Origin of the sequence: Burkholderia sp. 22PA0106, assembly GCF_047497155.1 — a bacterium.
GTDB lineage: Bacteria > Pseudomonadota > Gammaproteobacteria > Burkholderiales > Burkholderiaceae > Burkholderia.
Genome location: NZ_CP163162.1, coordinates 275019 through 297303, shown reverse-complemented (window position 1 = coordinate 297303; position 22285 = coordinate 275019). Strand labels below are relative to the sequence as shown.

The window sequence follows — 22285 nt, the reverse complement described above, 5'->3', positions numbered from 1 at the left end:
CTGAGCAATCTTCAGCAATGATGCCGATTTGAGAATTGCGCCCCACGCGACGCGGCTTCGCGTGAGTCTCACGATTGCTCAGTCACTTCCTCACTCGCTTCATCAAGACATTCTCAGCACACCTCGCACATCGCAACATCACTTCGCATGCGGATCGACCGGATGCGTGGCCGCGCCCGTATTGCTGGCGTGCGCGGCATCGGCCCACGCGCGGAATTGCGAGGTAAACGACGACAGCGTGAGCTGGTCGTGCACCTGATCGACGAACACGCCCACGAACAGCGCCAGCAACAGCACCGCCACCGCGCCCTTCACGGGCTGGCTCAAACCCATCAGTTCGAGCTTGCTGGCCGACTTCGCGGCGAACGCGAACGCCACGTCGATCAATAACAGAATCATCACGGCCGGCGCGGCGAGCTTCGCGACCTGCTGCATCAGCGAATCGGTCTCCTGCAGTGCGAACGATTCGAGCACGCTCGACACATCCACGCTGTGCGCCGTGAGCGGCCACCATTGATACGATTCGTAGAGCGTGCCGAGCAGGAAGCTCATGCCGCCCAGGCTCCAGAACGCCACCGTCGCCACCTGTTGCAACAGCGTGGCGGTGGGCGTGGCCTGTTCGTTGCGCAGCGGGTTCTGCACCTGCGCGCTGTTGTAGCCGGTCAGGTCGTCGATGTAATAGCCGGCGCACTCGGCCACCCAGAACACCGACGACGCCGCGAAGCCGAGCACCAGCCCGATCATGCCTTCGCGCAAGCCCAGTTCCACCAGCGCCGCGCCGTGCAGTTCCTCGCCGAACGACAACGGCTGCCCGTAGGCGATGAAGGTGCTGAACAAAATGACGATGGCGTTGCGCACCGGGCCTTGCAGCACGCCGTCGGCCGATGGCGGAAAGATCGTCATGATCACGAACAGGCGGATCGACGACACCCCGATCAGCGTCAGGTAGCCCATCACCAGGTGCGTGAGGTCGGGCAATACATTCAGCGAGGGATTCATGCTGCGGCCTTGTCGCGTGCGCGGCGCGCCAGCACGCCGTCTTCGGCCTCGTCGTCGGCGGCGTCGTCCTCGGCGCGTTGATAAACACGGCGCATCACGCCGATGCGCTGCTCGCAGGCGTCCATGCTGCCGACGTTGCGGGCGATCGCGCGATTGCTCTCGACGATCTCCTGCTGCGCGGCGTGCACCGCCTGCAAGGCCTGCTCCACCTGCTCCTCGCTCGCGCGCAGCCGCTCGACGGCGATCCCGCGCACGATCTTGCAGGCCTGGAAATCGTCCACCACGAACGGCATCGCGCCCGTCATCATCGCGTCGATCTGATCGTCGATGGCCTGCACGGCGGCGGCGTCCTGTTCGACGCGCTCGATCGCCTGCGCATGTTCGTCCTCGCGCTGCGCGAGCGCCGCGCGCTGCCCGACCAGTTGCATGCGCAACTGCTCGTTCTGCTTGCGGCGGCGATCGGTGGCGCGCGACAGCGCGATCGCGCGGCGGTCCCGCTTCAGGCGCGCATCCACGCTCATGCGCTCACTCCGGCAAGCTCGTGCAGATAGGCGGTGGTGTCGTCGTAGGCCGCGTAATCGCTGGTGCGCTGGCACAGGAACGCGCGAACCGCGTCGGCCTTCTCGATCGCCTCGTCGGCGAGCGGGTTCTGGCCGGGCTGGTACTCGCCCACCTGCAACAGCACTTCCACGTCGCGATGCTTGGCCATCAGTTCGCGCACGCGCGAGGCCGCGCGATTGTGCGCGTCGGGCACCACCAGCGACATCACGCGCGACAGGCTGCCGAGGACGTCGATCGCCGGGTACTGGTTCTTCGCGGCGATCTCGCGCGACAGGATCATGTGGCCGTCCAGAATGCCTCGCACTTCCTCCGCCACCGGGTCGCCGCCGGTTTCGTCCTCGGCCAGCACCGTATACAAGGCGGTGATCGAGCCGGTCTCGCCCATGCCGGTGCGTTCGAGCAGGCGCGGCAGCTCCGCGAACACCGACGGCGGGAAGCCGCGCCGCGCCGGCGGTTCGCCGGCGGCCAGGCCGATCTCGCGGCCGGCGCGCGCGAAACGCGTCAGCGAATCCATCATCAGCAGCACGCGCAGGCCGCGGTCGCGGAAATACTCGGCGATCGCGGTAGCCGTGTGCGCGGCCTTGGCGCGCTCCATCGACGAGCGGTCGGACGTGGCGCACACCACCACCGAGCGCGCCATGCCGTCCGGGCCGAGAATCAATTCGATGAATTCACGCACTTCGCGGCCCCGTTCGCCGATCAGCGCGATCACGTTGATGTCGCAGGCGGCGCCGCGCGCGAACATGCCCATCAGCGTCGATTTGCCGACGCCGGCCGGCGCGAAGATGCCCATCCGCTGGCCTTCGCCGAGCGTCATCATGGCGTCCACCACGCGCACGCCGGTCGGCATCGGCGTGTCGACCATGCGGCGCGTCATCGGGTCGGGCGGCTGCGCGATCACGGGCCGCCAGTCGTCGGAATCGAGCGGCGGCCCGCCGTCGATCGGGTCGCCCAGGCCATCGAGCACGCGGCCCAGCAACTGGTCGCCCACCTGGATCGACAGCGGCCGGCCCAGGCCGATCACCTGCGTGGCGCGCGACACGTTCTCCAGCCGCGCGAACGGCGAGAGCAGCGCCACGTCGCGCGTGAAGCCCACCACCTCGGCGCGCTGCAACAGTTCGCCCTCGGGCGAGCGCAATTCGCACAGCTCGCCGAGCGTGACGTCGAGGCCGGACACCTTGATCACGGTGCCCACCACTTCCATGACCTTGCCGGTGCGCGCGACGGCCGGCACCGCGAGGATCTCGCGCTCGATCGCGTCGGTCAGGCGCTCGAAATCGTCGGTGCGTTCGAGCCAGGAGACGTTTCTCACCGGGGGCCTCCGTGGCGAAGGTTGACGGTCAGTTCGGGGGCGGGGGCAGCGTCATAGTCGCCTTGCTGCGGCTCGGCATGGTGCGCGGCTTCGTCGGGATGCGCTTCGTGCTCCGATGTTTCGTACTGCACAGCGTCGCCGGCCGCGTACGGATCGTGGGCGGGCTGCGCGGCGTAGGGGTCGGGGTGGGCGTAGGGATCGGGATGCGCATAGGGATCTTGCGGCGCGGCGGCATGGGGATCTTGAGCCGCATAGGGATCTTGAGCCGCATAAGGGTCCTGCGCGGCCGGCGGCGCGACCGGATACGCCTCGTGCGCGGCCAGTTCGGCCTCCTGCGCATAGCTGGCCACCATCTCGCCCTGCGCCGCCTCGGCGTCGGCGGCGTCCTGCGCCATGTCCTGCTCGGCCTCCACCAGCGTGCGCTTGAGCGCACGCGACACCGCGCCGTGCATCGCGCGCAATTGCGTGTCGAGGCTCGCGTCCACCGCGCCGAAATCCGATTCGCAGACACAACTTCCCGGCGCGAGCCGCTTGTCGCCCACCACCGACATCGGGATCGGGCGGCCCAGCTCGCGCCAGCGCGTGGCGAGGCGATCGAACGTGTCCTTGGCGCTGTCGAGATCGTCCGGATGCACGGCCACGCGCAGATAGGTCGCGCCATCGACGATCCGCTCGACCGAGGCCAGCGCGCGCTCGAACAGCGCCTCGCGGTTCTCGGTGCGCACGATCTGCTCCACCGCCGACGCGACGATATCGGCCAGCCGTTCGCGCATGCGCACCTGAAGCTGGTTCTGCGCGTTGGCGACGTCGGCCAGGCGGTCCATCCAGTCGCCGAGCGCGCGGTCGTAGCCGTCGCGATAGCCGAGCCGCGCAGCTTCGTCGCGTTCGCGGCGCGCGGCGGCCAGGATCGCCTCGGCCTCGGCGTGGCCGGCTTCGACGATGCCGAGCGCTTCGTGGCGCGCGGCCTCGATCAGCGCGGCGCGGTCGTCGGCGAGCGCCGCGTAGGCGTCGTCGAGCGACACCAGCGAGCCGAACAGCTCGCGCGGCAGCACGTCGCCGGCCGCGCCGAGCCGGGCGCGCGGGGTGTCGTCGTCGGGTTGGTGGTGCGCGTCGCGCGGACGGCTCAACCAAATAGCCATGCAACCTCCGGCAGCAGTTCGGGCATCCGGGCCAGCAGCCGGATCGAGCCGGCCGCATCGAGCCCGCTGGCGGCCGGCAACGAGGCCGGCGGCGTCAGCGCACGCGGCAGCGCCAGGCGCGTGAGCGACGGCGCGCGCGCCTCGCCGGGGCCGTTCAGGCCGCCCGCGTCGCGCACGAACAGCAGCCAGCCTTCGGCGGCCATGTCGATGGCGTCGAGCCGGGCCAGCGGCGGCAGGCCGGTTTTCATCGAGAGATGCGCCACGTCGGGCGCGTCGGCGGCATGCGCATCCTGCGCGATCGCGTCGGGATGCACGCCGGTCCATTCGGCCAGGCGCGAGCGCGTGTGCTTGTCGATCAGCCGGCGCACCTCGACCCGGCGAAACGACAGCGAACGCATGCGCAGCACGGCGAGCGACTGCGCGATCGGCAGCGCGTCGAGCAGCGCGAGATTCGGTTTGGGCGAGGCGGCCGGCACGCCGTGGCCGGCCAGGCCGAGCACGGCGGGCGTGGCGAACGCGCCGAACGGCGGCTCGCGCACCCCGGCCGCACGCGCCATCGCCTGCGAGCAGGCGCGGCGCGCGGCCGACGAGGCGCGCGCGAGCGCATCGCGCCAGCCGTTGTCGGGCAGCGACGACCACGACGGGTCGGCCCACAGCGCGGCCGTGTCGAGGTTGTCGCGATAGCCGCTCAGTGCGGCGGCCACGCGTTGCGGTGGATAGAACGCGGGGGAATCCATGCGTGCGGGGCGCGCGCTCAGTTGGCCGGGCGCGGACGCAGGCGCGCGCCGAGCGCACCGAGCCGCCCGCGCAGGCCGGTGGCGGCGCCATCGCCCGCCTCGGCGCCGCCACCGCCGCCGTTCACGCCGCCCGAGCTGTCCGAGCCGTGCGGCAGCTTGCGGCGCAGCACGATCAGCAGGCCCGCCGCGAGAATCAGCACCGCGCCGGCGATGCCGCTGACAATCCACACCAGCGGCGCGCCGCCCTGCGGCGGCTGCGGCTGGCGCGCGAGGTCCGACGGATCGGCCTGCACCGCCGTCACGCTGACCTGGTCGTAGGTCAGGCCTTCGACGCTGTGCATCACCAGGGTCTTGATCTGCGGCACCAGCGCGCCCACGTCGGAATTCGGGCGGTACTTGATGAACACCGCCGCCGACGACGGCTTCATCGTCTGCGCGAGCGGATCGTTGTTCGGCAGCACGATCTGCACGCGCGCCACCAGCACGCCGTCGATCTTCGAGAGCGTGGACGACAGCTCCTGCGACATGCCGTAGATGAAGCGCACCCGTTCCTCGGTCGGCGTGGAAACCAGGCCGTCCTTCTTGAACAGGTCGCCGAGATTGTCGTAGCGGCTCTTGGGCAGGCCGCGCGAGCGCAGCGCTTCCATGGCGCGCACCATCTGGTTCTCGTCGACGTCGAGCGTCCAGGTCTTGCCGCCGTCGGGCGTGTCCTTCGAGGCGTCCACGCCGTTCTCGAGCAGCGCCACGACCATCTCGTTGACGTCCTGCTCGGACAGGTTTCCGTACAGTTCCTTCTTGCAACCGGCGAGCAGCGCGCAGAGCGCGAACGCGCCCGCGACGGCCGTACGCCGCCATCCTGACCGAGTCTGTGGCATGGGGTAAGTCTCGCGGCGGACCGCACGGCGCCCGCGGGCGCCGCGTGTCACTGGTTCTTCATCAGCGTTTCGATCGACGACTTCGACGAGTTCACGACGCCCATCTTCGCTTCCATGTCGAGCTGCGTGGCGGCCAGCTCGTAGGTCAGGCGAATCGAGCCCGCGTTGATCTCGTTGAGGTTCATCTCGGGGGCTTGCTGCATGAACTGGGCGGCGTCGGTCACGCTGCGCTGCAACTCGGCGTCCTGCGCGGCCACCAGCTTCGAGGCGACTTCCATCGACGGGCTCTGGGCCGCGTGTGGCGGCGCCATCGACGGCTTGTCCATCATCGCCTTGAACTTGTCGGCGGCGGCGGGCGAGGTGCCGCCCCCTGCCGCCTCCGGCTTGTTCAGGGCTTCGAGCGAGGCGCGCAGCGCCGCGGAATGATCGATTGCAGTCATAGTCGTCCTCCGTCAGACGAACCGGCGACGCTCACGCGCGCAGCGCGACGCCGAACGGCAGGGATTCGATGCCCGCGGCCGGCGCGGCGATCGGGGCATGCGTATCGGGGTGATCGCCGCGATTCGCGAGCTCGTCGTTGAGCTCCTCGATCGAGGCCGGCGGCACGAACGCGCTGCCGTTGCGGCTGGCTTGCACCGCGCCGAGCAATTCCTCGCGGGCGTGCAGCGCCTTCACGAGCGAAACCGTGTCGCGCGTCGGGTTGGTCTCGAGCACTTCGTTGGCGATCAGCTTCCAGTCGCCGTCGCCCTTGGTCGACAGACAGAACGCCAGCAGCGCCTTCGCGTAGGCGAAGCGCGGCGCGCTCTCGCTGACTTCGCGCAGCACCAGGATCGCGTCGTCCCAATGGTTGCGGACCATGTGCAGGATGCCGTCGAGCATCTGGATCTCGGGCACCTTCGGGCGCAGCACGCGCAGCGCGTCGAGCATCAGTTCGATGTCGTACGGATCGACCGACACCTTCGGGAAGGTCTGCAGCAGCGCATCCGAAGCCGTTTCGATCAGTCCTCCGACGATCTCCGGGCTGCAATTCAGGTAATCGGGTGTGGCGTTGGTCATCGCGCATTCTCCTGGCGGAATTCTTCGCGCCACGCTCGGGGTCGATCGGACGCACCATCGAACCTTAGCAACCGGCCGTGGCGCGTGCGGGCGGCGATGCGAAGGCAGCGCAGCGAAAGCGAAGCCTGGGTGGGAGGGGGTTCGGTGCGGCGGCCCGGGAATCCAGCCCCAATTTACCCGGGGTACCGAGGAATTGCTGAAGTCATCTTCGAAATGAGTGCCCGATGCTTTTCCCCTATCGCCAGCGAAACCCGTCCCTCACTCTGTTGCCGCCCACCCGGTCCACCGACGCGCCGGAGCGAATCCATACTGCCGAGCGGTGTCGTGATGCCCACTTCCCGTTCGAAACGATCCCACCCTGTCTGCGCTGAGTCGATTGGCACGACGGCCTCGGCTGGCTTCTTTCTGCGAATGATCGGATGTCAATTAGAAAAATCTTAAACTAGAAATTTGGAAGATTTCCGTCAATGATTTATCCGTTATCGATAGTGATTTATCAGAGTTTCAGTATGCTCACGCTCATTAATAAATCGGCATCATCGAGATTTTCTAAATTTCCAACAATCAAAACGCAAAAACATTGATTCCGAAAATAAGAGTCAATGTTTTCTCCGAAAATCAAAATTTCGTTGACAGGACATATATGCCCGAATCCGATCGGCTGAGAAAATATCTGACGGGACGGCAGTCGGCGCATCTGAAATTCATGCCGCGCAAGCCACAGCCGGTTGAGCGGGAGACTGGCAAACCGAAACCCATGCCGGTTGCATCGGTCGTGTCTTGGGAAGTGCGTGAGGAGATCTGCCAGCCTTACCGGATCAAGGCGGTGATCTCGACGGCGGAACCAGTCGGCAGAAAGAAGGTATTAGGGCAGTTCGCGGCGTTCACGATCCAGCCCGAGGACGGTCGCGAGATTCGCAAGTTCAGTGGTTTTGTGTCGCGTTTCGATCTGGTATCGGAATCGCGCGATGGTTGTATTTACCACGTTGTGATCTGCCAGTGGATTGCAATGCTCGATGGTTCGAGCAATTGCGTCACCTACCAGCACATGACATCGTGGGAAATCATCAAGGCCATTCTCGAGCGTCACGATATCCGCTTCTGGATGCAGATTGAACTTCGTTTGAGACGCGAGCATCCGCGGCATGACTTCCGTTTTCAATACAACATGGGCGATTGGGCCTATATCAGGCTGGAAATGGAACAGGCAGGCCTGTTCTGCTTCACGACCACCGGCAAGCACGGCGAGGTGCTGGTCATTGCCGATGATATCGACGGCTACGATCGGCCCCATGTCACCGTGCCCGATCGTCCCACTGCCGGGTTGTCAACGTTCGAGGAATCCATCTTTTCCTTCAAGGTGCATACCCGCACCGTGCCGGAATCGTTCGTCGTTGCCGACTACAACCCGGCAAGCGCATGGGAAATGCTTCGCAACGAAAGCACGCCGGCTCACGACGACCCGACCATGATCGGCCAGCCCTACGTGTGGGGCACGCATCACGGCGACGCCGAAGGTGCAAAGCGTGAGGCGCAGTTACGGCACGAGGCGGCGCTTGTTCGACAGGTGCGCTACAAGGTCAAATCGACCGTGCTCGAACTCAGGCCGGGCCGTGTCGTGCGTTCGAATCGGGAGCTTGAAGACGCGACGTGGGGCATGTTCGTGACGAAGGTCGTGCATCGCGGCGCGAGGGATGCCAGCTACATGAACCGCTTCACCGCGATCCCGGCCGAGCGCCCTTACCGGATGGCGATCGAGGAAAACAGATGGCCCCGTATACACGGCACACTCGGCGCAACGATCTGTTCTCCTGATCAATATAAATTTGCCTATCTGACGGATAAAGGGGAGTACGTCGCACGTTTTCATTGCGACTTCGGCAACTGGCCCAAAGGCGCGGAGAGCGTTCCGTTGCGGCTGGCGAAGCCCTTTTCGGGCAAGGACCACACAGGCATGCACATGCCTGCGCTGGACGGCGACGAAGCCCTGGTGGCGTTTCGCGAAGGCAACCCGAACAAGCCGATCCTGGTGGGCTTCATGCCGAACAGCCAGCGTCCCGATCTCGTCAATTCCTCGCGGCGGCGTATGTCGCGCAACGAAATCCGCACGCAATCCGGCAACAAGCTGTGGATGGATGACTTCGACAACCAACAGGGGATCGAACTCAGCACCGAGCATTCGGGCCGCTCGCAGCTCAATCTCGGTTTCATACCCGACGGCGAGTTGAAGGCGCGGGGTGCGGGCGCGGAACTGAGGACTTCGGGGAACTGGGTCGGGCGCGGCGGTGCCGGTGTGATGTTGACGGCCTATGACCAGGCCGGTGGTAGCGGCAAGGTGCTCGCGATGGATGAGACGGATGCGCAGTTCAAGGATCACCAAACGTTCGGCAAATCACTTGCGGATTCGGCCGCCGCGTCGAAGGCATCGCCTGCCGATCTGGATGCGCAGCAGGCGATTGATGATGGCCTGAAGGCGCTGAAAAAGCCTGGCGTTCTGGTCACGGGGCCGGGGCCTGTTGGTGTTGTTTCGGCGGAAGGGATGCACCTTGCCGCCGACGGCGCGGTCATCGGCACCGCGAAGAAAGGCATGCATTTCAGTACGCTCAAGCGCTTCACCGTTGCTGCTCGTGACATCGTGTCGATGTTCTCGCAGAAGGGTATGAGCCTGATTACGTCGGCGGGTGATTTCGCGGCGCAGGCCCAGCGTGGTCGCATGCAGCTCGCGTCGCAGGAGGATATGTCCGTCGAGTCGGTCAATGGCGTGGTTCACGTGAAGGCGACGAAGGAAATCGTCCTGAACGTGGATGGCACTTACGTAATGATCAGCGGGGGTGGCGTCGAGATCGGTTCGCGTGGGGGCGTGCTGTATCGCACGGCGGGTGTGAAAGGGACTGGGCCTGCGCAGATGGACCTGGGCGGCGTGGCATTCGCACCGCAGTTCGTGCCGTACACGACAGCGTGTGAAGTGTGGCGCACCAACCCGGCCTTTGTGCCCGCACCGGACGCGCCGCGGCCGGAATCGCTGGGGAATACGGGCGAGGGTGCGCCTGAGGTGGGTGCGAATGCGCCGTCTCCGTTTGGCCACTTTTTCTCACGTCAATCCAGCCGAACAGACCGATTGGGAATGGGTGGGAGCCTGAGATGAGAGCCCGCGCCCATATTTACGAAGGCGACCGCACCACCGCGCTCGGGACCGTGGCCGATGGCATCGATGGCACCGGCTACAACGGGCGCAGGATGGGCTATATCGGTGCACCGGTGAACTGTCCGGCCTGCGGCACCACCGGCAGGATCGGCCGCAACAGCGAGCGGTTCGAACAGGACTGGTACGGCAAGATGCCGGCGCTGGAGGATGACCTTTGCCTGTGCGCCTGCAACCCGAAGCCCCGGCTGCTTGCCTCGCAGCACGAATGGACCGTGGATTGACGGGAGGTCGAATGAATTTTCTCTGGAACCCGCAGTTCCCGTCCGAGCGGGCGACAGACGAGCCGTTATCCATCTGGTTCCATCTCGTGCTGTACGTGATCGTCGAGGTTTTCGCTCTCGCCCTGGTAGTGCCTGGCTTGCCCAAGGATGGCGCCATACCGTGGGACAGCGTTCTGCATGACGCGGTCGCGGTGCCGTTCTTCGGCTGGTTGACACTGAGTTTTATCGTGCACCGGTTTGCGTATGACATCCCGGCAATGCAGGCCGCTGAACATAACTCGGCACGCTGGCGCCAGATAACCGGCTGGCAGCGGCAAAGCCGCTCTGGCATGGCGGTGCTCGACAGCGTGATCCTCACGCCCGAGCCGGACCTGGCCGAGCGCATGCTGGCACTCGAAGGCTCACCGCCCATGAATCCCGGCAAGGTGATGGCGCTGAACAATATCGATGCGGCCGATGATGGATCGCGTTTGAGCCGCCTGCTGGATGCGCTGCTCACGCCGCTGGTCAGGAGGCTCGCGCAAGCGGCAAAAAGTGGCTCATTCGAGATCGTGATGCAGTGCGACCATGAGGCGCTATCCAGCGAGGTTCTGACAGCCTGGTGCAGGCTGGAGCTACCGGGCAAGCCGGTCGTGCGTTGGCTGGATAACGGTCGCGACCTTGGCTTTGCGGATCGGTGGTTCGAGAGTGAGGCCCGTTACCATGGCTGGCACTCACAAGACACGATGCCGAAGTATCGTCTCCTGCTCGCCTGGCATTTGAACAAGAGCGGACCGGACGCCGAACATCGGGATTCCGAAGCAGCAGTGGCATTGCTGCTGGGCTCGCCTGCCCTGATCGCCGAGAAGCCGGACCTGAAGCGCCAGGCGTGGCTGCTGCGCCAGATTACTGGCGACGCCGATCAGGTGGATGCACTGCTGACCTCGTTGCTCAAGGCCGGACAGGTGCCCGGCGAGCGTATCCGTCACTTCTGGCACAGCAGACTCAAGGGGCTGGCACAGCATGCGACGCTTGCCGCGGTGAAGGAGTCCGGCCTGAAGGTGGAAGCGCACGCGCTCGATCCTGCCATCGGCCCGCAAGCCCCCGTGGCGCGCTGGGTGACTCAGGCGCTGGCCGCGAAGATGGCGCATTTCGGCCAGGGGCCGCAGCTTGTCGCGCTGCCCGACACGCAGGGTGTCGCGCTGAATCTGGTGGCAAAGGAGCCGGCTGCGGTGGACGTGCCATGGAAGGAGGAATACGGCTACAGGCCGTTATTGGGTCCTGAATTTGGCGCGCTCGCCTCGCTCTGGATGGTCTGCATGCTGCTGTCGCCGGACAAGGGCTGGAGTACGACTGACACGATCGTTACGTGCGCCACGATCTTTTTTATCGTGGTGTTTTTCTTCATCCGCCATGCGGGGCTCTTCTCACGGATGGTCGAATCAATAGTGGACTTCGTGGCGAGCCTGATCGGGTAATGAAAAGGTGAACGACATGCCGAAATGGGCAGGGTATTCCGTGCCGCTCGAATCAGGAATGCAGTCCCGCGAAAAATGGGCGCGGCCGAGCATGGCGTATGCGACGCCGCTCGCGGCCATCGCCTGGTGAGGCTGGCGCGGCCGGGCACCGGCCTGGGAGTATCCCCAGAGGCGTGGGACGCGACTCGCCCCGGCGGCCGCAGCCCGTCCCTGAATCCATGCGAGTAGTGCACCCGGGCCGGGATCGCGGGCCTACCTTGACATAAGGTTGGCCGCCTTTCAGACGTTGCGAATCCGCCCGAGCCGCCCGCCGCCGCCCCCAACTTCGCATCCCCATCGCCCGATTCGCGTCCCTCCCCCTCCCCGCCACGCCCCCCGGCTATCTTCGTCCGACCGGCTCGGTGCGTGCGCCGCCGCTGGACGCTGCCGCCTCGCCGCCGCAAGCCAGCCCGAGCGCCGCCGGCCGCCCCGCCAACCCCTGTCCGCCCCGCCCGGCGGGCGCTTGCGCACAACCCGCGCCGAGCGAGCGATGAGCGACGAAAAAACCGAAGAACCTACCGACAAGAAACTGCGCGACGCCCGCAAGGACGGCCAGGTTTCGAAAAGCTCGGACCTCGCGGACGCCATCTCGATGACGGCCGCGATCGGCTTCGTGATGGCGACCGGCGCGCACCTGCGCGACTCGATGCGGCAACTCGTGATGAGCTCGCTCGAATTCGTCAACACGCCGCACACGCTCACCGACATGTACGACCGGCTCTACCGCTTCGGCGGCATCGCGCTGCTCGCCGTGGTGCCGCTCGCGCTGTGCGCGGCGTTCGCGGGCCTGATGGGCTCGGGCATGCAGGTGGGCCTGCAGATCGCGCTGAAGCCGGTCATGCCGAACATCAACGCGCTGAACCCCGGCGAAGGCCTGAAGAAGATCTTCTCGATCAAGACGGTGATCGAGACCGCCAAGATGATCGTCAAGGCCTCGCTGATCTTCGCGGTGATGTGGGTGGTGATCCGCGGCCTGATCCCGCTGGTGTCGGGTGCGCTGTACCAACCGCTGGCCGAGCTGTCGGCGATGTTCTGGAGCATCCTGCTCAAGCTGATGCTGGTGGCGGCGGTGATCTTCATCGTGGTCGGCGCGGCCGACGTCAAGCTGCAGCAGATGCTGTTCATCAAGCAGATGAAGATGTCGAAGGACGAGGTCAAGCGCGAGCACAAGAGCGACGAAGGCGACCCGATGATCAAGGGCGAACGCAAGCGGATCGCGCGCGAGATGGCCAATTCGCCGCCGCCGCGCATGGCGCGCGCCAACGTGGTGGTGGTCAACCCCACCCACTACGCGGTGGCGCTGCGCTACGCGCCCGACGAACACCCGCTGCCCGTGGTGATCGCCAAGGGCATGGACGAGGCGGCGGCCGCGATCCGCCGCGCGGCGGCCGAGGCCGACGTGCCGATCGTCGGCAACCCGCCGGTGGCGCGGGCGCTCTACAAGGTCGGCGTGGACGAGCCGATTCCCGACGCGCTGTTCGAAACCATCGCGGCGATCCTGCGCTGGGTCGATTCGATCGGCGCGAGCCGCGATGCGCATTCCCAACCTCACCCGCCCGTTCACTGAGCGCAGCCTCCGGAGCCACGATGCTGAAGTCCCTGAAACTCCCTGCCGGCGGCGAAATCGGCATCGTCGCGCTGGTGGTGGCGATCATCTCGCTGATGATCCTGCCGCTGCCGCCGCTGATGATCGACGCGCTGCTGGCGCTGAACATCACGATCAGCGTGACGATCCTGATGATCACGATGTACGTGCCGGACATTTCGGCGCTCTCGGCGTTCCCGTCGCTGCTGCTGTTCACCACGCTGTTCCGGCTCTCGCTGAACATCGCCTCGACCAAGTCGATCCTGCTGCACGCCGAGGCCGGCAACATCATCGAGAGCTTCGGCAAGCTGGTGGTGGGCGGCAACCTGGTGGTGGGCCTGGTGGTGTTCGCGATCATCACGACGGTGCAGTTCATCGTGATCGCGAAAGGCTCGGAGCGGGTGGCCGAGGTGGGCGCGCGCTTCACGCTCGACGCGCTGCCCGGCAAGCAGATGAGCATCGACGCCGACCTGCGCGCCAACCTGCTGACCCCCGAGGAAGCCAAGCGCAAGCGCGCCACGCTGGCGGTGGAAAGCCAGTTGCACGGCGGCATGGACGGCGCGATGAAGTTCGTGAAGGGCGACGCGATCGCGGGCCTGATCATCACGCTGATCAACATCCTGGCCGGTATCGCGGTGGGCGTGGCCTATCACGGCATGTCGGCCGGCGACGCGGCGAACCGCTTCTCGGTGCTGTCGGTGGGTGACGCGATGGTGTCGCAGATCCCGTCGCTGCTGCTATCGGTGGCGGCCGGCGTGATGATCACGCGGGTGGCCGACGAGCGCCAGACCAAGCAGCGCTCGCTCGGCGACGAGATCGGCCATCAGCTCGGCTCCAGCAGCCGCGCGCTGTTCTTCGCGGCGCTGCTGCTGCTCGGCTTCGCGGCCGTGCCGGGCTTTCCGGCGCTGCTGTTCGTGATGCTGGCGGGGCTGCTGGCGTTCGCCGGCTACAAGCTTTCCAAGAAGCCCGCCGCCCGCGACAGCGAGCACGGCGGCGGCGAGACGCTGGCCTCGATGCAGCGCTCCGGCGCGAAGACCGAGGTGCCGCCGATCCTGCCGCGCGCGCCGCAGTTCGCCTGCGCGGTGGGCGTGCGGATCTCGCCCGACCTGGCCGCGCGGCTGTCGCTGCCGACGCTCGACATCGCGTTCGAGGGCGAGCGCAACGCGCTGCAGGAGCTGCTCGGGCTGCCGTTCCCCGGCATCACGATGTGGATTCACGCGCCGCTGGCCGCTTCCACGTTCGAGATCCTGGTGCACGACGTGCCGCACCTGAGCGTCGCGCTGCCGGCGGGCAAGGTGTTGCTGCCCGACCTGTCGCTGCTGGCGTCCGACGTGGCGGCCAGCGTGGCCGAGAAATACCAGCAACTGGCCGAGCGCACCGAGCCCGGCCCGCTGATCGCCACCGACGGCCTGCCCACGCGCTGGCTCGACGACAAGGCGATCCCGCCCAAGACGCCCGTGTGGCGCGCCGAGCAGATCATCCCGCACGCCTGCGTGGCCGCCATGCGCCGCCACGCCACGCTGTTCCTCGGCATCCAGGAAGTGCAGTGGATTCTCGACCAGATCGGCCACGACGCGCCGGGCCTGGTGGCCGAGGTGCAGAAGGTGCTGCCGCCGCAGCGGATCGCCGACGTGCTGCGCCGCCTGCTGGAAGAACAGGTGTCGATCCGCAACGTGCGCACCATCATGGAAAGCCTGATCGCCTGGGGCGCGAAGGAAAAGGACATGCTGATGCTGACCGAGTACGTGCGCGGCGATCTCTCGCGCTTTCTCGCGCACCGCGCCGCCAAGGGCGAGCGCCAGCTTTCCGCCGTGCTGTTCGACATGCAGGCCGAGCAGCACATTCGCGCCGCGATCAAGCAGACGCCCACCGGCAACTTCCTCGCGCTGCCGCCGAACGACGCCGCGTTCCTGATCGATCGCATCCAGTCGTTCGTCGGCACCGCGCCGCGCGACGGCGTGGTGCTGGTCACGTCGATGGATATCCGCCGCTACGTGCGCCGCATGATCGAGGCGCGGCTCGGCTGGCTGGCCGTGTATTCGTACCAGGAGCTGGGCGAGCACGTCGAGCTGAAGCCGGTCGGCCGCGTCACGCTGAACGCCTGAGCCGCCCATGACCGCCATCGACTCGCGCTCGGCGCGCATCATTCCGGGCGCGGCGAGCGCCGAGCCGAGCCGGCCGCGCGAGCGCCGCTTCGATTACGCCTCGCTGGCCTCGCGCCGCGCGCCGCACCGGCTGCCCGCCCGCGAGCAGGCCGAAACGGGCGGCCAGGACACGCCCGAGGAAGCGCCGGCGCAGCCCGAGATCGCGCTGTATTTCGATCCGCGCTACCTGCCGGACGATGCCGAAGCGCCCGCGGAAGACCCCGGCGCGACGCTCTCGCCCATCCCGGCCGCCGACGACCGCGATACGCTGCCGGCCCGCGTCGAGCGCGCCGCCGTGCCGATCGTGTCGGCCGTCTACATGCACCAGCAGCAATACCTGCAGGTGCTCGGCGTGCTGACGCGCGAGATCGCGGCGTTCTGCGGCGATCCGGCCATCGCCAACGCCGGCAACTGGGAAGCGCACATGACGCTCGACCCCGCGCTGCTGCCGCAAACCCGGCTGTCGCTGTCGCTTTCGCGTTTCAGTCTCCTGCTTCGGTTCGATGCGCAGGACCCGACCGCGCGCGACTTACTCTTGACCCACAGCACGATGCTCCAGCGCGAGCTCGCCGAAACGATGCGCGCGTGGGGCGAGGTTCGCGACATCGAACTCACCATCTGGTAATCACCCGCTTCCCTGCATGGCCGACTTTCTGACCGCGACGACCAGCGACGACCCTGCGAGCGACCCCGACGCTCAGGCGCCGCACGTCGCTCCGCCGGCACGACCGACGCCTGCCGCGAGCGCTGTGACCGTGACGCAAGCTGCGATCGCGCGCGCGGTGCCGCGCCGTGTCGACGTCGGCCTGGCCCGCCTGTCGCAGACGGCGCACGATGCGCGCCTCGCGCCCGCCGTGCTGGCCGCCACCGGCGCGCGGGTGCTGCGCATCGCGCCCATCGCCGGCCCGGGCCCCGGCGCGGCACGCGGCGCGCTGCGCGATCCGGCCGTGCTCGAACTGGCGCTGGCCGCCCCCGGCGGCGCGGCGCGGCCGGTGTTCGTCGAATTCGATCTCGACGCGCACCCGGCGCTCGCGATCCTCGCCTGGCCCGACCGCACCGGCGTGCCCGGCGCGCCGGCCATGCTGTCGCCGAGCGGCGCGGAGCTGGCGCTGCGCCAGACGGTGGCCGGCGTGCTGCTCGAACCGCTGGCCGCCGCGCTCGGAAAAATGGGCTTCGACACGCCGCGCGTGGTGTCCGTGATGCGCCGCCCGCTGGCCGACTGCCTTGCCGACGCCAAGCTCGACCTGCCGCCGATGGCGCTGTCGATCGCGCTCGGCGAAACCCGCATCGATTGCACCGTGGCGGCCACCAGCGCCGTGCTCGGCACGCTCGACGCGCTGATCGCCCGCACTGCGGGCGACGCCTGGCGCACCGCGTTTCCCGCCTTGAACCTGCCCGGCAGCGCCATCGTCGGCACCCGCCATTTCGCGGTCGAGACGCTCTCGGCGCTCGAACCCGGCGACGTGCTGCTGCGCTGCCTGTTTCCGACCTTCGATGCAGCCGCGCTGCACGGCGGCGGCGGCGCGCCGCGCGTCGTGGCCGCGTGGGGCGCGCGCGGCCATCTGCGCGCGCACGCCGGCGCGTCGCTCGACGGCCGGACGCTTACCCTTACTCAGGAGTGGACCATGTCCGACGAACTCGATTCGACCCGTGCCGATGTCGGCCTCGCGACGGATCGCCCCGACGAACCGATCGTGGTCGGCAACCTCGAGCTGCCCGTGCAGTTCGAGATCGACACGGTCGCGCTGCCGCTCGACCAGCTTTCGGCGCTCGGCCCGGGCTATGTCGTCGAACTGCCGGTGCCGGCCGCCGATGCGCAGTTGCGGCTGGTGGTGCATGGGCAAACAGTGGGTTTTGGCGAACTCGTGACGGTTGGCGAGCATCTCGGCGTACGAATCATCAGGATGGCGCATCGGCATGGTTCAGTTCAGTGACATTACCGGGCTGCTGCTGGTCGTCATCGCGATCAGCCTGCTGCCCTTCGTGGCGATGGTGGTGACCTCCTACGCGAAGATCGTCGTGGTGCTCGGCCTGCTGCGCAACGCGCTGGGCGTGCAGCAGGTGCCGCCCAACATGGTGCTCAACGGCATCGCGATCCTGGTGTCGATCTACGTGATGGCGCCGATCGGCATGCAGGCGCAGAAGGCGCTGGAGGGCCAGCAGCTGTCGGCGCAGCCGTCGCAGGCGCTGATCCAGGCGTTCGGCGCGGCGCGCGAGCCGTTCCGCGCGTTCCTGGAGAAGCACACCGCCGAGCGCGAGAAACGCTTCTTCCTGCGCTCCGCCGCCGTGGTGTGGCCCAAGGAGCAGGCGCAGCAGTTGACCGAGCATGACCTGATCGTGCTGGCGCCGTCGTTCACGCTGTCCGAGCTGACCGACGCGTTCAAGATCGGCTTCCTGCTGTATATCGCGTTCATCGTGGTGGACCTGATCATCGCCAACGTGCTGCTCGCGCTCGGGCTGAACCAGGTCACGCCGACCAACGTGGCGATTCCGTTCAAGCTGTTGCTGTTCGTGGTGATGGACGGCTGGTCGACGCTGATCCACGGCCTCGTGATGACCTACAAGTAAGGAGCGACGATGGATGTCGATTCGCTGATCCGTTTCACCACGCAGGGCATGCTGCTGTGCCTGACCGTGTCGCTGCCGCCCGTGATCGTCGCCGCCGTGGTGGGGCTGGGCGTGTCGTTCGTGCAGGCGATCACCTCGCTGCAGGACCAGACGCTGCCGCAGGTCATCAAGCTGATCGCCGTGACCATCACCATCATCATCGTCGCGCCGGTGTGCTGCGCCGCCGTGCTGCATTTCGCAAACCAGATGATGCGCACCGCCGTGCCGCTCTGACCGGAAAACCGACCCGATGGCCATCAACCGCAACCCGACCGTTCGCCCGCAAACCACCGCCGCCGCCGATCAGGCGCGCCGCGCCGGCGACGCGCAGCAGAACACCGCCGCCAAGGAAGGCGCGCGGCAGGCGCAGAAAGCCACCACCTACAACGGCACGCTGTTCACCAACACCAACCAGGCGCAGAACGGCAACCAGGCCGCGCAGCGCAAGTTCGCGAGCCTTGCGCGCAACCGCAAGCGCGCCAACGTGGCACGCGCCAAGCGCAACAACGTGGGCGGCGCGGGCGGAGACGACGACGGCGACGCCTCGTTCAAGCAGGACGACATGGACGCGCTGAACGGCGGACGCGGCGGTGGCGGCGGACGCGGGCGCGAGCAGGAACAGGACGACACGCCCGTGGAGGCCGGCAAGGCGGGCGGCGCCGGTGCGGATGCGCAGGCGGGCGGGCCGCGCCCGGCCTCGGCGCAAACCGCGCCGCCGAGCGCGCTCGATGCGATCGCGGCGAAGTTCGGCGAAGGCCAGGATGCGCAGCGCGCCGAGGCGGTGCGTACTGCTTGGAACGACGCCGTGGTGAAGCTGCGCGCCAGCGCGGGACAAGCCGACGCCACGCCTTGGGCCGCCAAGCTGGCCGCCGCGATGATCGATCTTCAGCAGATCGAGATGAAGATCGGCCACGTGGGCGCCGGCGGGATTGCGGCGCTGCGGGAGCTGGCGCTGGCGGGTGGGCCTTCTACCGGGAGCCAGTCGTTCAATATGGTGCTGCCGCTCGTGATGCTGCGGGCCGAGTTCAAGGCGGGGAAATTGCGGCGCGAGAGAGGTGGGGCGATTCAGCAGAGTGTGAAGGCGGGGATCTTGGGGCGGGCGGGGAAGAAGGCGGAGGGGGGAAGGGGTGAGAGGGCCGCGATCGGCCCGATCGTTCATGCGACGTTAAAAACGACCAACCAGCCCCATTTCAACCGATTCGAACCCGACGATAAGCCGGGCCTCTGCTTCAGCCTTCAAACAGACGATCGCCTTGTCGGGCGGCGTCTTTTCCCATGCGCCGGCCGGTCGAGCGCGGCGCGCGCATCGCGGGATTCCACCGCTTCGAAATTCATCAACGCCACCCGATAAATCGACAGCAGGTTGAACGCAATGCCGACGACGCGCGCCTGCTCGTCATCGAGCGCGACGTTCATTTCGTCGAGCGGCAACGGCACGCGCAAGGCTGGGGCCATCGGGGTCGCCAGCGCGCGTTGAGCAACGTGCGGATCGCGATCATCTGCTTGTCTTCGTCGTGGACGCTGACGACACAATGCGGTTGCGACGGAGGCGGCTCAGCCATTCGGCGGACCTCCTCCCTTCCATTCCCAGCGATTCCGCAGCCCAAACACGGCGTCTTCCAGCGCAATCATCGCCGATCGCCTCAGCCAGCCGGCCGAGGCGACACGACACGCCGCCCTCCCTACCCTGTTGGTTGCGCCGCCCCGGCCATCGGCCATGTGCGGTCACACCCTGTCTCGCGCACGTTCAGCGTCCCTCTCCGCTGAAAACGTGACCCAAATCAGGCCATCCGTCATTTTCAGCCGAATTTCTGTCAACCTCGGTTGACATTTCATGAGCTGATAACTAGAGTTGACACTTGATCGAAATCTTCAAATCTGTCCAATTCGAGTCGTGGCTCACCGCGCTTCGCGATAAGCAGGCACGAGCGCGCATCGTGTTGCGTATCCGGCGCCTGGGTCTCGGTAATCCCGGCGACGTCAAACCGGTCGGACACGGCATCTCGGAGATGAGGATCGACCACGGCCCCGGCTACCGGGTGTATTACCTGCAACGCGGCATCACCGTCGTCCTGCTGCTGTGCGGCGGCAGCAAACCCACGCAGGCAGGCGACATCGCCCTCGCCCGGTCAATCGCGTTGCAATGGAAGGAGTCACCACGATGAAACCCGCGAAATTCAGCCGCTTCGACAGCGTGGATTACCTCGTCACCGCCGAGGATATTGCCGCCTATCTCGAAGCCGCCGTCGAAGACGGCGATCCCGCCCTGATCGCCGCCGCGCTCGGCGACGTTGCCCGCGCGCGCAATATCAGCCAGCTTTCTCGCGACACCGGCATGAGCCGGGAAGGCATCTACCGCGCGCTGTCGGGCGATGGCAATCCGAGCTTCGCCACGGTGATGAAGATCACCGCTGCGCTCGGGCTGCGCCTGTCGTTCCGTCCGGCAACGCTCGCGGCCTGACAGCCCCTCGATACCAGCCTGTGCCCGCTCAAGCAGGCACTTCGATACCTGCCTGACCGCGCGACGGCCGGTGCACGGCCGTCGCGGCGTCGGGCCACCGCGACGTCACCTGCCCGGGCGGCAAGCGAGCGGCCAATCCTCATCGGCGCCCCTCCGAAGCGGTCAAGCGCAAAACCGCCCGAATCGGCCGTCGGCCCCACTCGCCCCCCGCCACGCCAACGTTTTCGCCCCCTTTCCCGCAAAATCCGCCCCGCCCCCGCCCCCAATCTCCCCCCGCCCCTGCGTTCGCATACCACGCTCCCGCTTCGCATCCTTCGCCAGCCGATCCCTGCCGACCGCCTACATTAGTCGGAACGATAGCTGAGGCTGTGACCCGACTCGACGCACCCATGAAACTGCTGCGGATACTCACCGGCACCCACGCAGGCGCGCAATTGCAGCTCGCGCCCGGCGCGCACCGCATCGGCACGGACGATGCGGCCGACATTCGCCTGACGGACTGGCGCGGCGGCGACCTGTGGCTGACGGTGGCCGATACCGGCGTGGTGTCGGCGCAAATGGTCGCGGCAGCCCCCGGCACGCCGGAAGCGAACGCCGCGACGGCCGGCACGGCCACCAGCGGCCCGCTCGAAACGATCCTGCTGGTGGATTTCGTGCCGATGCAGTTCGACGGCACGATCCTCTGCGTCGGCGACGAAGCGGGCGTATGGCCGTCGGACTACGAACTGCTGCAGACGCTGATGACCAAGCCGGTGCCGAAGGCCTCGCCGCTGCGCCGCCGCTACCTGGGCGTCGCGGCGGCCTGCTTCGGCGTGGGCGCGGTGATCGTGACGGTGTCGGTGCTGTCCACGGCGCAGATGAGCCGCGCGGCCCTGCCGCCGAACGCCGACGACAACGCGCACCGCGTGACCGACGCGCTGGCCGCGGCCCGCATCGAAGGCCTCGGCGCGCACGCGGTGGGCGACACGGTGGTGGTGACGGGCATGCTGGCCAGCTCGGCCGACGATGCCGCGGTGCGCCAGTTGCTGCGCCGCCTCGCCATCACCCAGGTCGCGGCGCAATACGACGTGGCGCCGCAAGTGGCGCGCAGCATCGAGGATTCGCTGGGCATACCGGGCGCGCGCGTGCAGTACGGCGGCGGCGGGCGCTTCGTGATCAAGGGCTCGGTCGGCAACAAGATGGCGCTCGACGCGGCGATCGCCCGCGTGCGCGCCGATCTCGACCCGAACGTGAAGGACATCGTCTCGGATGTCTCCGAATCGGCCGACAACGCCAGTTCGACGGACGCCACAGCCTACTCGGAGATGATCTCGGCCGACGGCGTGCAGTACGCGCAGACGCCCGACGGCGTGAAGCATATCTACGCGTCGGACCCGCAGCTCGCCTCGGGCGCCGCCGCGCCGAACACGGCCACCGGTGCGAACGTCGGCGCGAACACGGGCGTCAGCGCCCCGGCGGACATGTCGACCGACGGCGCGATACAAGGCGCAACGAACGGCACGGCGAACAGCGCCGCAAACAGCGCCACTGGCACGCCCGACGCCAACGCGGCGGCCGATGCAACGGCCGCCGCACCGGCCACGGCCGGCCGCAACAGCGGCAACGCCGGCAACCGCGCCCACGGCGCACGCAACACCAAGAGCGCGCGCAACGCGGCCAACCCGCAGGAGCCGCCGAGCAACGCCAACGAATTCGTGCCGCTGCCGTCCGCGGCAGCCGACGTACCGGCCGCAGCCGCGCCGCAAGGCGCACCGGCCCGCTCGTATGCGCCGATGCTCGCATCGGCACGCCGCCCCGATGCGCCGCCGGCGCGCCGGGCCGAATCATCGTCCCGGCCGCCGGCTTCGCCGATCGCGAGCTGAGCCGACACGTCACCACAGGGATCGA

The 22285-nt window shown here is 67.4% G+C and carries 20 protein-coding genes and 1 pseudogene; 13 read left to right on the top strand and 8 right to left on the bottom strand.

Annotation, left to right across the window (positions count from 1 at the left end; translation table 11 throughout):
- Positions 1–138 precede the first annotated feature (138 nt).
- From sctT to AB4850_RS01245, 8 genes and pseudogenes are all read right to left on the bottom strand, one after another.
- Entirely contained in the window at positions 139–999 is an 861-nt protein-coding gene (gene sctT, locus AB4850_RS01280) for a type III secretion system export apparatus subunit SctT (protein ID WP_414440818.1), read from the bottom strand.
- Entirely contained in the window at positions 996–1520 is a 525-nt protein-coding gene (locus tag AB4850_RS01275) for a type III secretion protein (RefSeq protein WP_414440817.1), read from the bottom strand. Before AB4850_RS01275 ends, sctT begins: the two co-directional genes overlap by 4 nt.
- Positions 1517–2872, bottom strand: coding sequence for a type III secretion system ATPase SctN (sctN, locus tag AB4850_RS01270; RefSeq protein WP_414440816.1), 1356 nt, complete (start codon positions 2870–2872; stop codon positions 1517–1519). The genes AB4850_RS01275 and sctN overlap by 4 nt, the downstream gene beginning before the upstream one ends.
- Positions 2873–3213: 341 nt before the next feature.
- Positions 3214–4011 (bottom strand): annotated as a pseudogene (gene sctL, locus AB4850_RS01265) (type III secretion system stator protein SctL); the annotation flags it as partial.
- Complete coding sequence (locus tag AB4850_RS01260) at positions 3996–4748, bottom strand: type III secretion protein HrpB4 (protein ID WP_414440815.1); 753 nt, start codon at positions 4746–4748, stop codon at positions 3996–3998. The pseudogene sctL and the gene AB4850_RS01260, both read right to left, overlap by 16 nt.
- A gap of 17 nt (positions 4749–4765) precedes the next feature.
- Positions 4766–5623 carry a type III secretion system inner membrane ring lipoprotein SctJ gene (sctJ, locus tag AB4850_RS01255; RefSeq protein ID WP_414440814.1) on the bottom strand — a complete coding sequence of 286 codons (858 nt, stop codon included), beginning with the start codon at positions 5621–5623 and terminating at the stop codon, positions 4766–4768.
- A 47-nt stretch (positions 5624–5670) separates the two neighbouring features.
- Entirely contained in the window at positions 5671–6063 is a 393-nt protein-coding gene (locus AB4850_RS01250) for a type III secretion protein HrpB2 (RefSeq protein WP_414440813.1), read from the bottom strand.
- Positions 6064–6094: 31 nt separating this feature from the next.
- On the bottom strand, positions 6095–6679 hold the full coding sequence (locus AB4850_RS01245; protein WP_414440812.1) for an HrpB1 family type III secretion system apparatus protein: 585 nt from the start codon (positions 6677–6679) through the stop codon (positions 6095–6097).
- Positions 6680–7322: 643 nt separating this feature from the next.
- Here AB4850_RS01245 and AB4850_RS01240 point away from each other — a divergent pair.
- From AB4850_RS01240 to AB4850_RS01180, 13 genes are all read left to right on the top strand, one after another.
- The gene (locus tag AB4850_RS01240; protein WP_414440811.1) at positions 7323–9824 is read left to right on the top strand and encodes a type VI secretion system Vgr family protein; all 2502 of its coding nucleotides are present in this window, start codon (positions 7323–7325) and stop codon (positions 9822–9824) included.
- Positions 9821–10105: a PAAR domain-containing protein gene (locus tag AB4850_RS01235; protein WP_414440810.1), complete on the top strand. Its 285-nt coding sequence runs from the start codon at positions 9821–9823 to the stop codon at positions 10103–10105. Before AB4850_RS01240 ends, AB4850_RS01235 begins: the two co-directional genes overlap by 4 nt.
- Before the next feature lie 11 nt (positions 10106–10116).
- On the top strand, positions 10117–11562 hold the full coding sequence (locus AB4850_RS01230) for a hypothetical protein (protein ID WP_414440809.1): 1446 nt from the start codon (positions 10117–10119) through the stop codon (positions 11560–11562).
- A gap of 529 nt (positions 11563–12091) precedes the next feature.
- Positions 12092–13168: a type III secretion system export apparatus subunit SctU gene (sctU, locus tag AB4850_RS01225; RefSeq protein ID WP_414440808.1), complete on the top strand. Its 1077-nt coding sequence runs from the start codon at positions 12092–12094 to the stop codon at positions 13166–13168.
- 20 nt (positions 13169–13188) lie between these two features.
- The gene (gene sctV, locus AB4850_RS01220) at positions 13189–15291 is read left to right on the top strand and encodes a type III secretion system export apparatus subunit SctV (RefSeq protein WP_414440807.1); all 2103 of its coding nucleotides are present in this window, start codon (positions 13189–13191) and stop codon (positions 15289–15291) included.
- 7 nt (positions 15292–15298) lie between these two features.
- On the top strand, positions 15299–15955 hold the full coding sequence (gene sctP / locus AB4850_RS01215) for a type III secretion system protein SctP (protein WP_414440806.1): 657 nt from the start codon (positions 15299–15301) through the stop codon (positions 15953–15955).
- A 130-nt stretch (positions 15956–16085) separates the two neighbouring features.
- On the top strand, positions 16086–17264 hold the full coding sequence (gene sctQ / locus AB4850_RS01210; protein ID WP_414440805.1) for a type III secretion system cytoplasmic ring protein SctQ: 1179 nt from the start codon (positions 16086–16088) through the stop codon (positions 17262–17264).
- A complete protein-coding gene (gene sctR / locus AB4850_RS01205) occupies positions 17248–17898 on the top strand; it encodes a type III secretion system export apparatus subunit SctR (RefSeq protein WP_414440804.1) in 651 nt (216 codons plus the stop codon). Before sctQ ends, sctR begins: the two co-directional genes overlap by 17 nt.
- Positions 17899–17907: 9 nt before the next feature.
- Positions 17908–18171 (top strand): type III secretion system export apparatus subunit SctS, encoded by a 264-nt coding sequence (sctS, locus tag AB4850_RS01200; protein WP_414440803.1) that lies wholly within the window; start codon positions 17908–17910, stop codon positions 18169–18171.
- A gap of 16 nt (positions 18172–18187) precedes the next feature.
- Entirely contained in the window at positions 18188–19288 is a 1101-nt protein-coding gene (locus AB4850_RS01195) for a hypothetical protein (RefSeq protein ID WP_414440802.1), read from the top strand.
- A 508-nt stretch (positions 19289–19796) separates the two neighbouring features.
- Positions 19797–20102 (top strand): type II toxin-antitoxin system RelE/ParE family toxin, encoded by a 306-nt coding sequence (locus AB4850_RS01190; RefSeq protein ID WP_414440801.1) that lies wholly within the window; start codon positions 19797–19799, stop codon positions 20100–20102.
- Entirely contained in the window at positions 20099–20398 is a 300-nt protein-coding gene (locus AB4850_RS01185; protein ID WP_414440800.1) for an addiction module antidote protein, read from the top strand. Before AB4850_RS01190 ends, AB4850_RS01185 begins: the two co-directional genes overlap by 4 nt.
- A gap of 389 nt (positions 20399–20787) precedes the next feature.
- Positions 20788–22260 (top strand): type III secretion protein, encoded by a 1473-nt coding sequence (locus tag AB4850_RS01180; protein ID WP_414440799.1) that lies wholly within the window; start codon positions 20788–20790, stop codon positions 22258–22260.
- Positions 22261–22285: the final 25 nt, after the last annotated feature.

Bases quoted from the DNA above. Each gene is read 5' to 3' on its own strand.
- sctT (WP_414440818.1), bottom strand. From the start codon at position 999: ATGAATCCCTCGCTGAATGTATTGCCCGACCTCACGCACCTGGTGATG.
- AB4850_RS01275 (WP_414440817.1), bottom strand. From the start codon at position 1,520: ATGAGCGTGGATGCGCGCCTGAAGCGGGACCGCCGCGCGATCGCGCTG.
- AB4850_RS01260 (WP_414440815.1), bottom strand. From the start codon at position 4,748: ATGGATTCCCCCGCGTTCTATCCACCGCAACGCGTGGCCGCCGCACTG.
- sctJ (WP_414440814.1), bottom strand. From the start codon at position 5,623: ATGCCACAGACTCGGTCAGGATGGCGGCGTACGGCCGTCGCGGGCGCG.
- AB4850_RS01250 (WP_414440813.1), bottom strand. From the start codon at position 6,063: ATGACTGCAATCGATCATTCCGCGGCGCTGCGCGCCTCGCTCGAAGCC.
- AB4850_RS01245 (WP_414440812.1), bottom strand. From the start codon at position 6,679: ATGACCAACGCCACACCCGATTACCTGAATTGCAGCCCGGAGATCGTC.
- AB4850_RS01240 (WP_414440811.1), top strand. From the start codon at position 7,323: ATGCCCGAATCCGATCGGCTGAGAAAATATCTGACGGGACGGCAGTCG.
- AB4850_RS01235 (WP_414440810.1), top strand. From the start codon at position 9,821: ATGAGAGCCCGCGCCCATATTTACGAAGGCGACCGCACCACCGCGCTC.
- AB4850_RS01230 (WP_414440809.1), top strand. From the start codon at position 10,117: ATGAATTTTCTCTGGAACCCGCAGTTCCCGTCCGAGCGGGCGACAGAC.
- sctU (WP_414440808.1), top strand. From the start codon at position 12,092: ATGAGCGACGAAAAAACCGAAGAACCTACCGACAAGAAACTGCGCGAC.
- sctV (WP_414440807.1), top strand. From the start codon at position 13,189: ATGCTGAAGTCCCTGAAACTCCCTGCCGGCGGCGAAATCGGCATCGTC.
- sctP (WP_414440806.1), top strand. From the start codon at position 15,299: ATGACCGCCATCGACTCGCGCTCGGCGCGCATCATTCCGGGCGCGGCG.
- sctR (WP_414440804.1), top strand. From the start codon at position 17,248: ATGGTTCAGTTCAGTGACATTACCGGGCTGCTGCTGGTCGTCATCGCG.
- sctS (WP_414440803.1), top strand. From the start codon at position 17,908: ATGGATGTCGATTCGCTGATCCGTTTCACCACGCAGGGCATGCTGCTG.
- AB4850_RS01195 (WP_414440802.1), top strand. From the start codon at position 18,188: ATGGCCATCAACCGCAACCCGACCGTTCGCCCGCAAACCACCGCCGCC.
- AB4850_RS01185 (WP_414440800.1), top strand. From the start codon at position 20,099: ATGAAACCCGCGAAATTCAGCCGCTTCGACAGCGTGGATTACCTCGTC.
- AB4850_RS01180 (WP_414440799.1), top strand. From the start codon at position 20,788: ATGAAACTGCTGCGGATACTCACCGGCACCCACGCAGGCGCGCAATTG.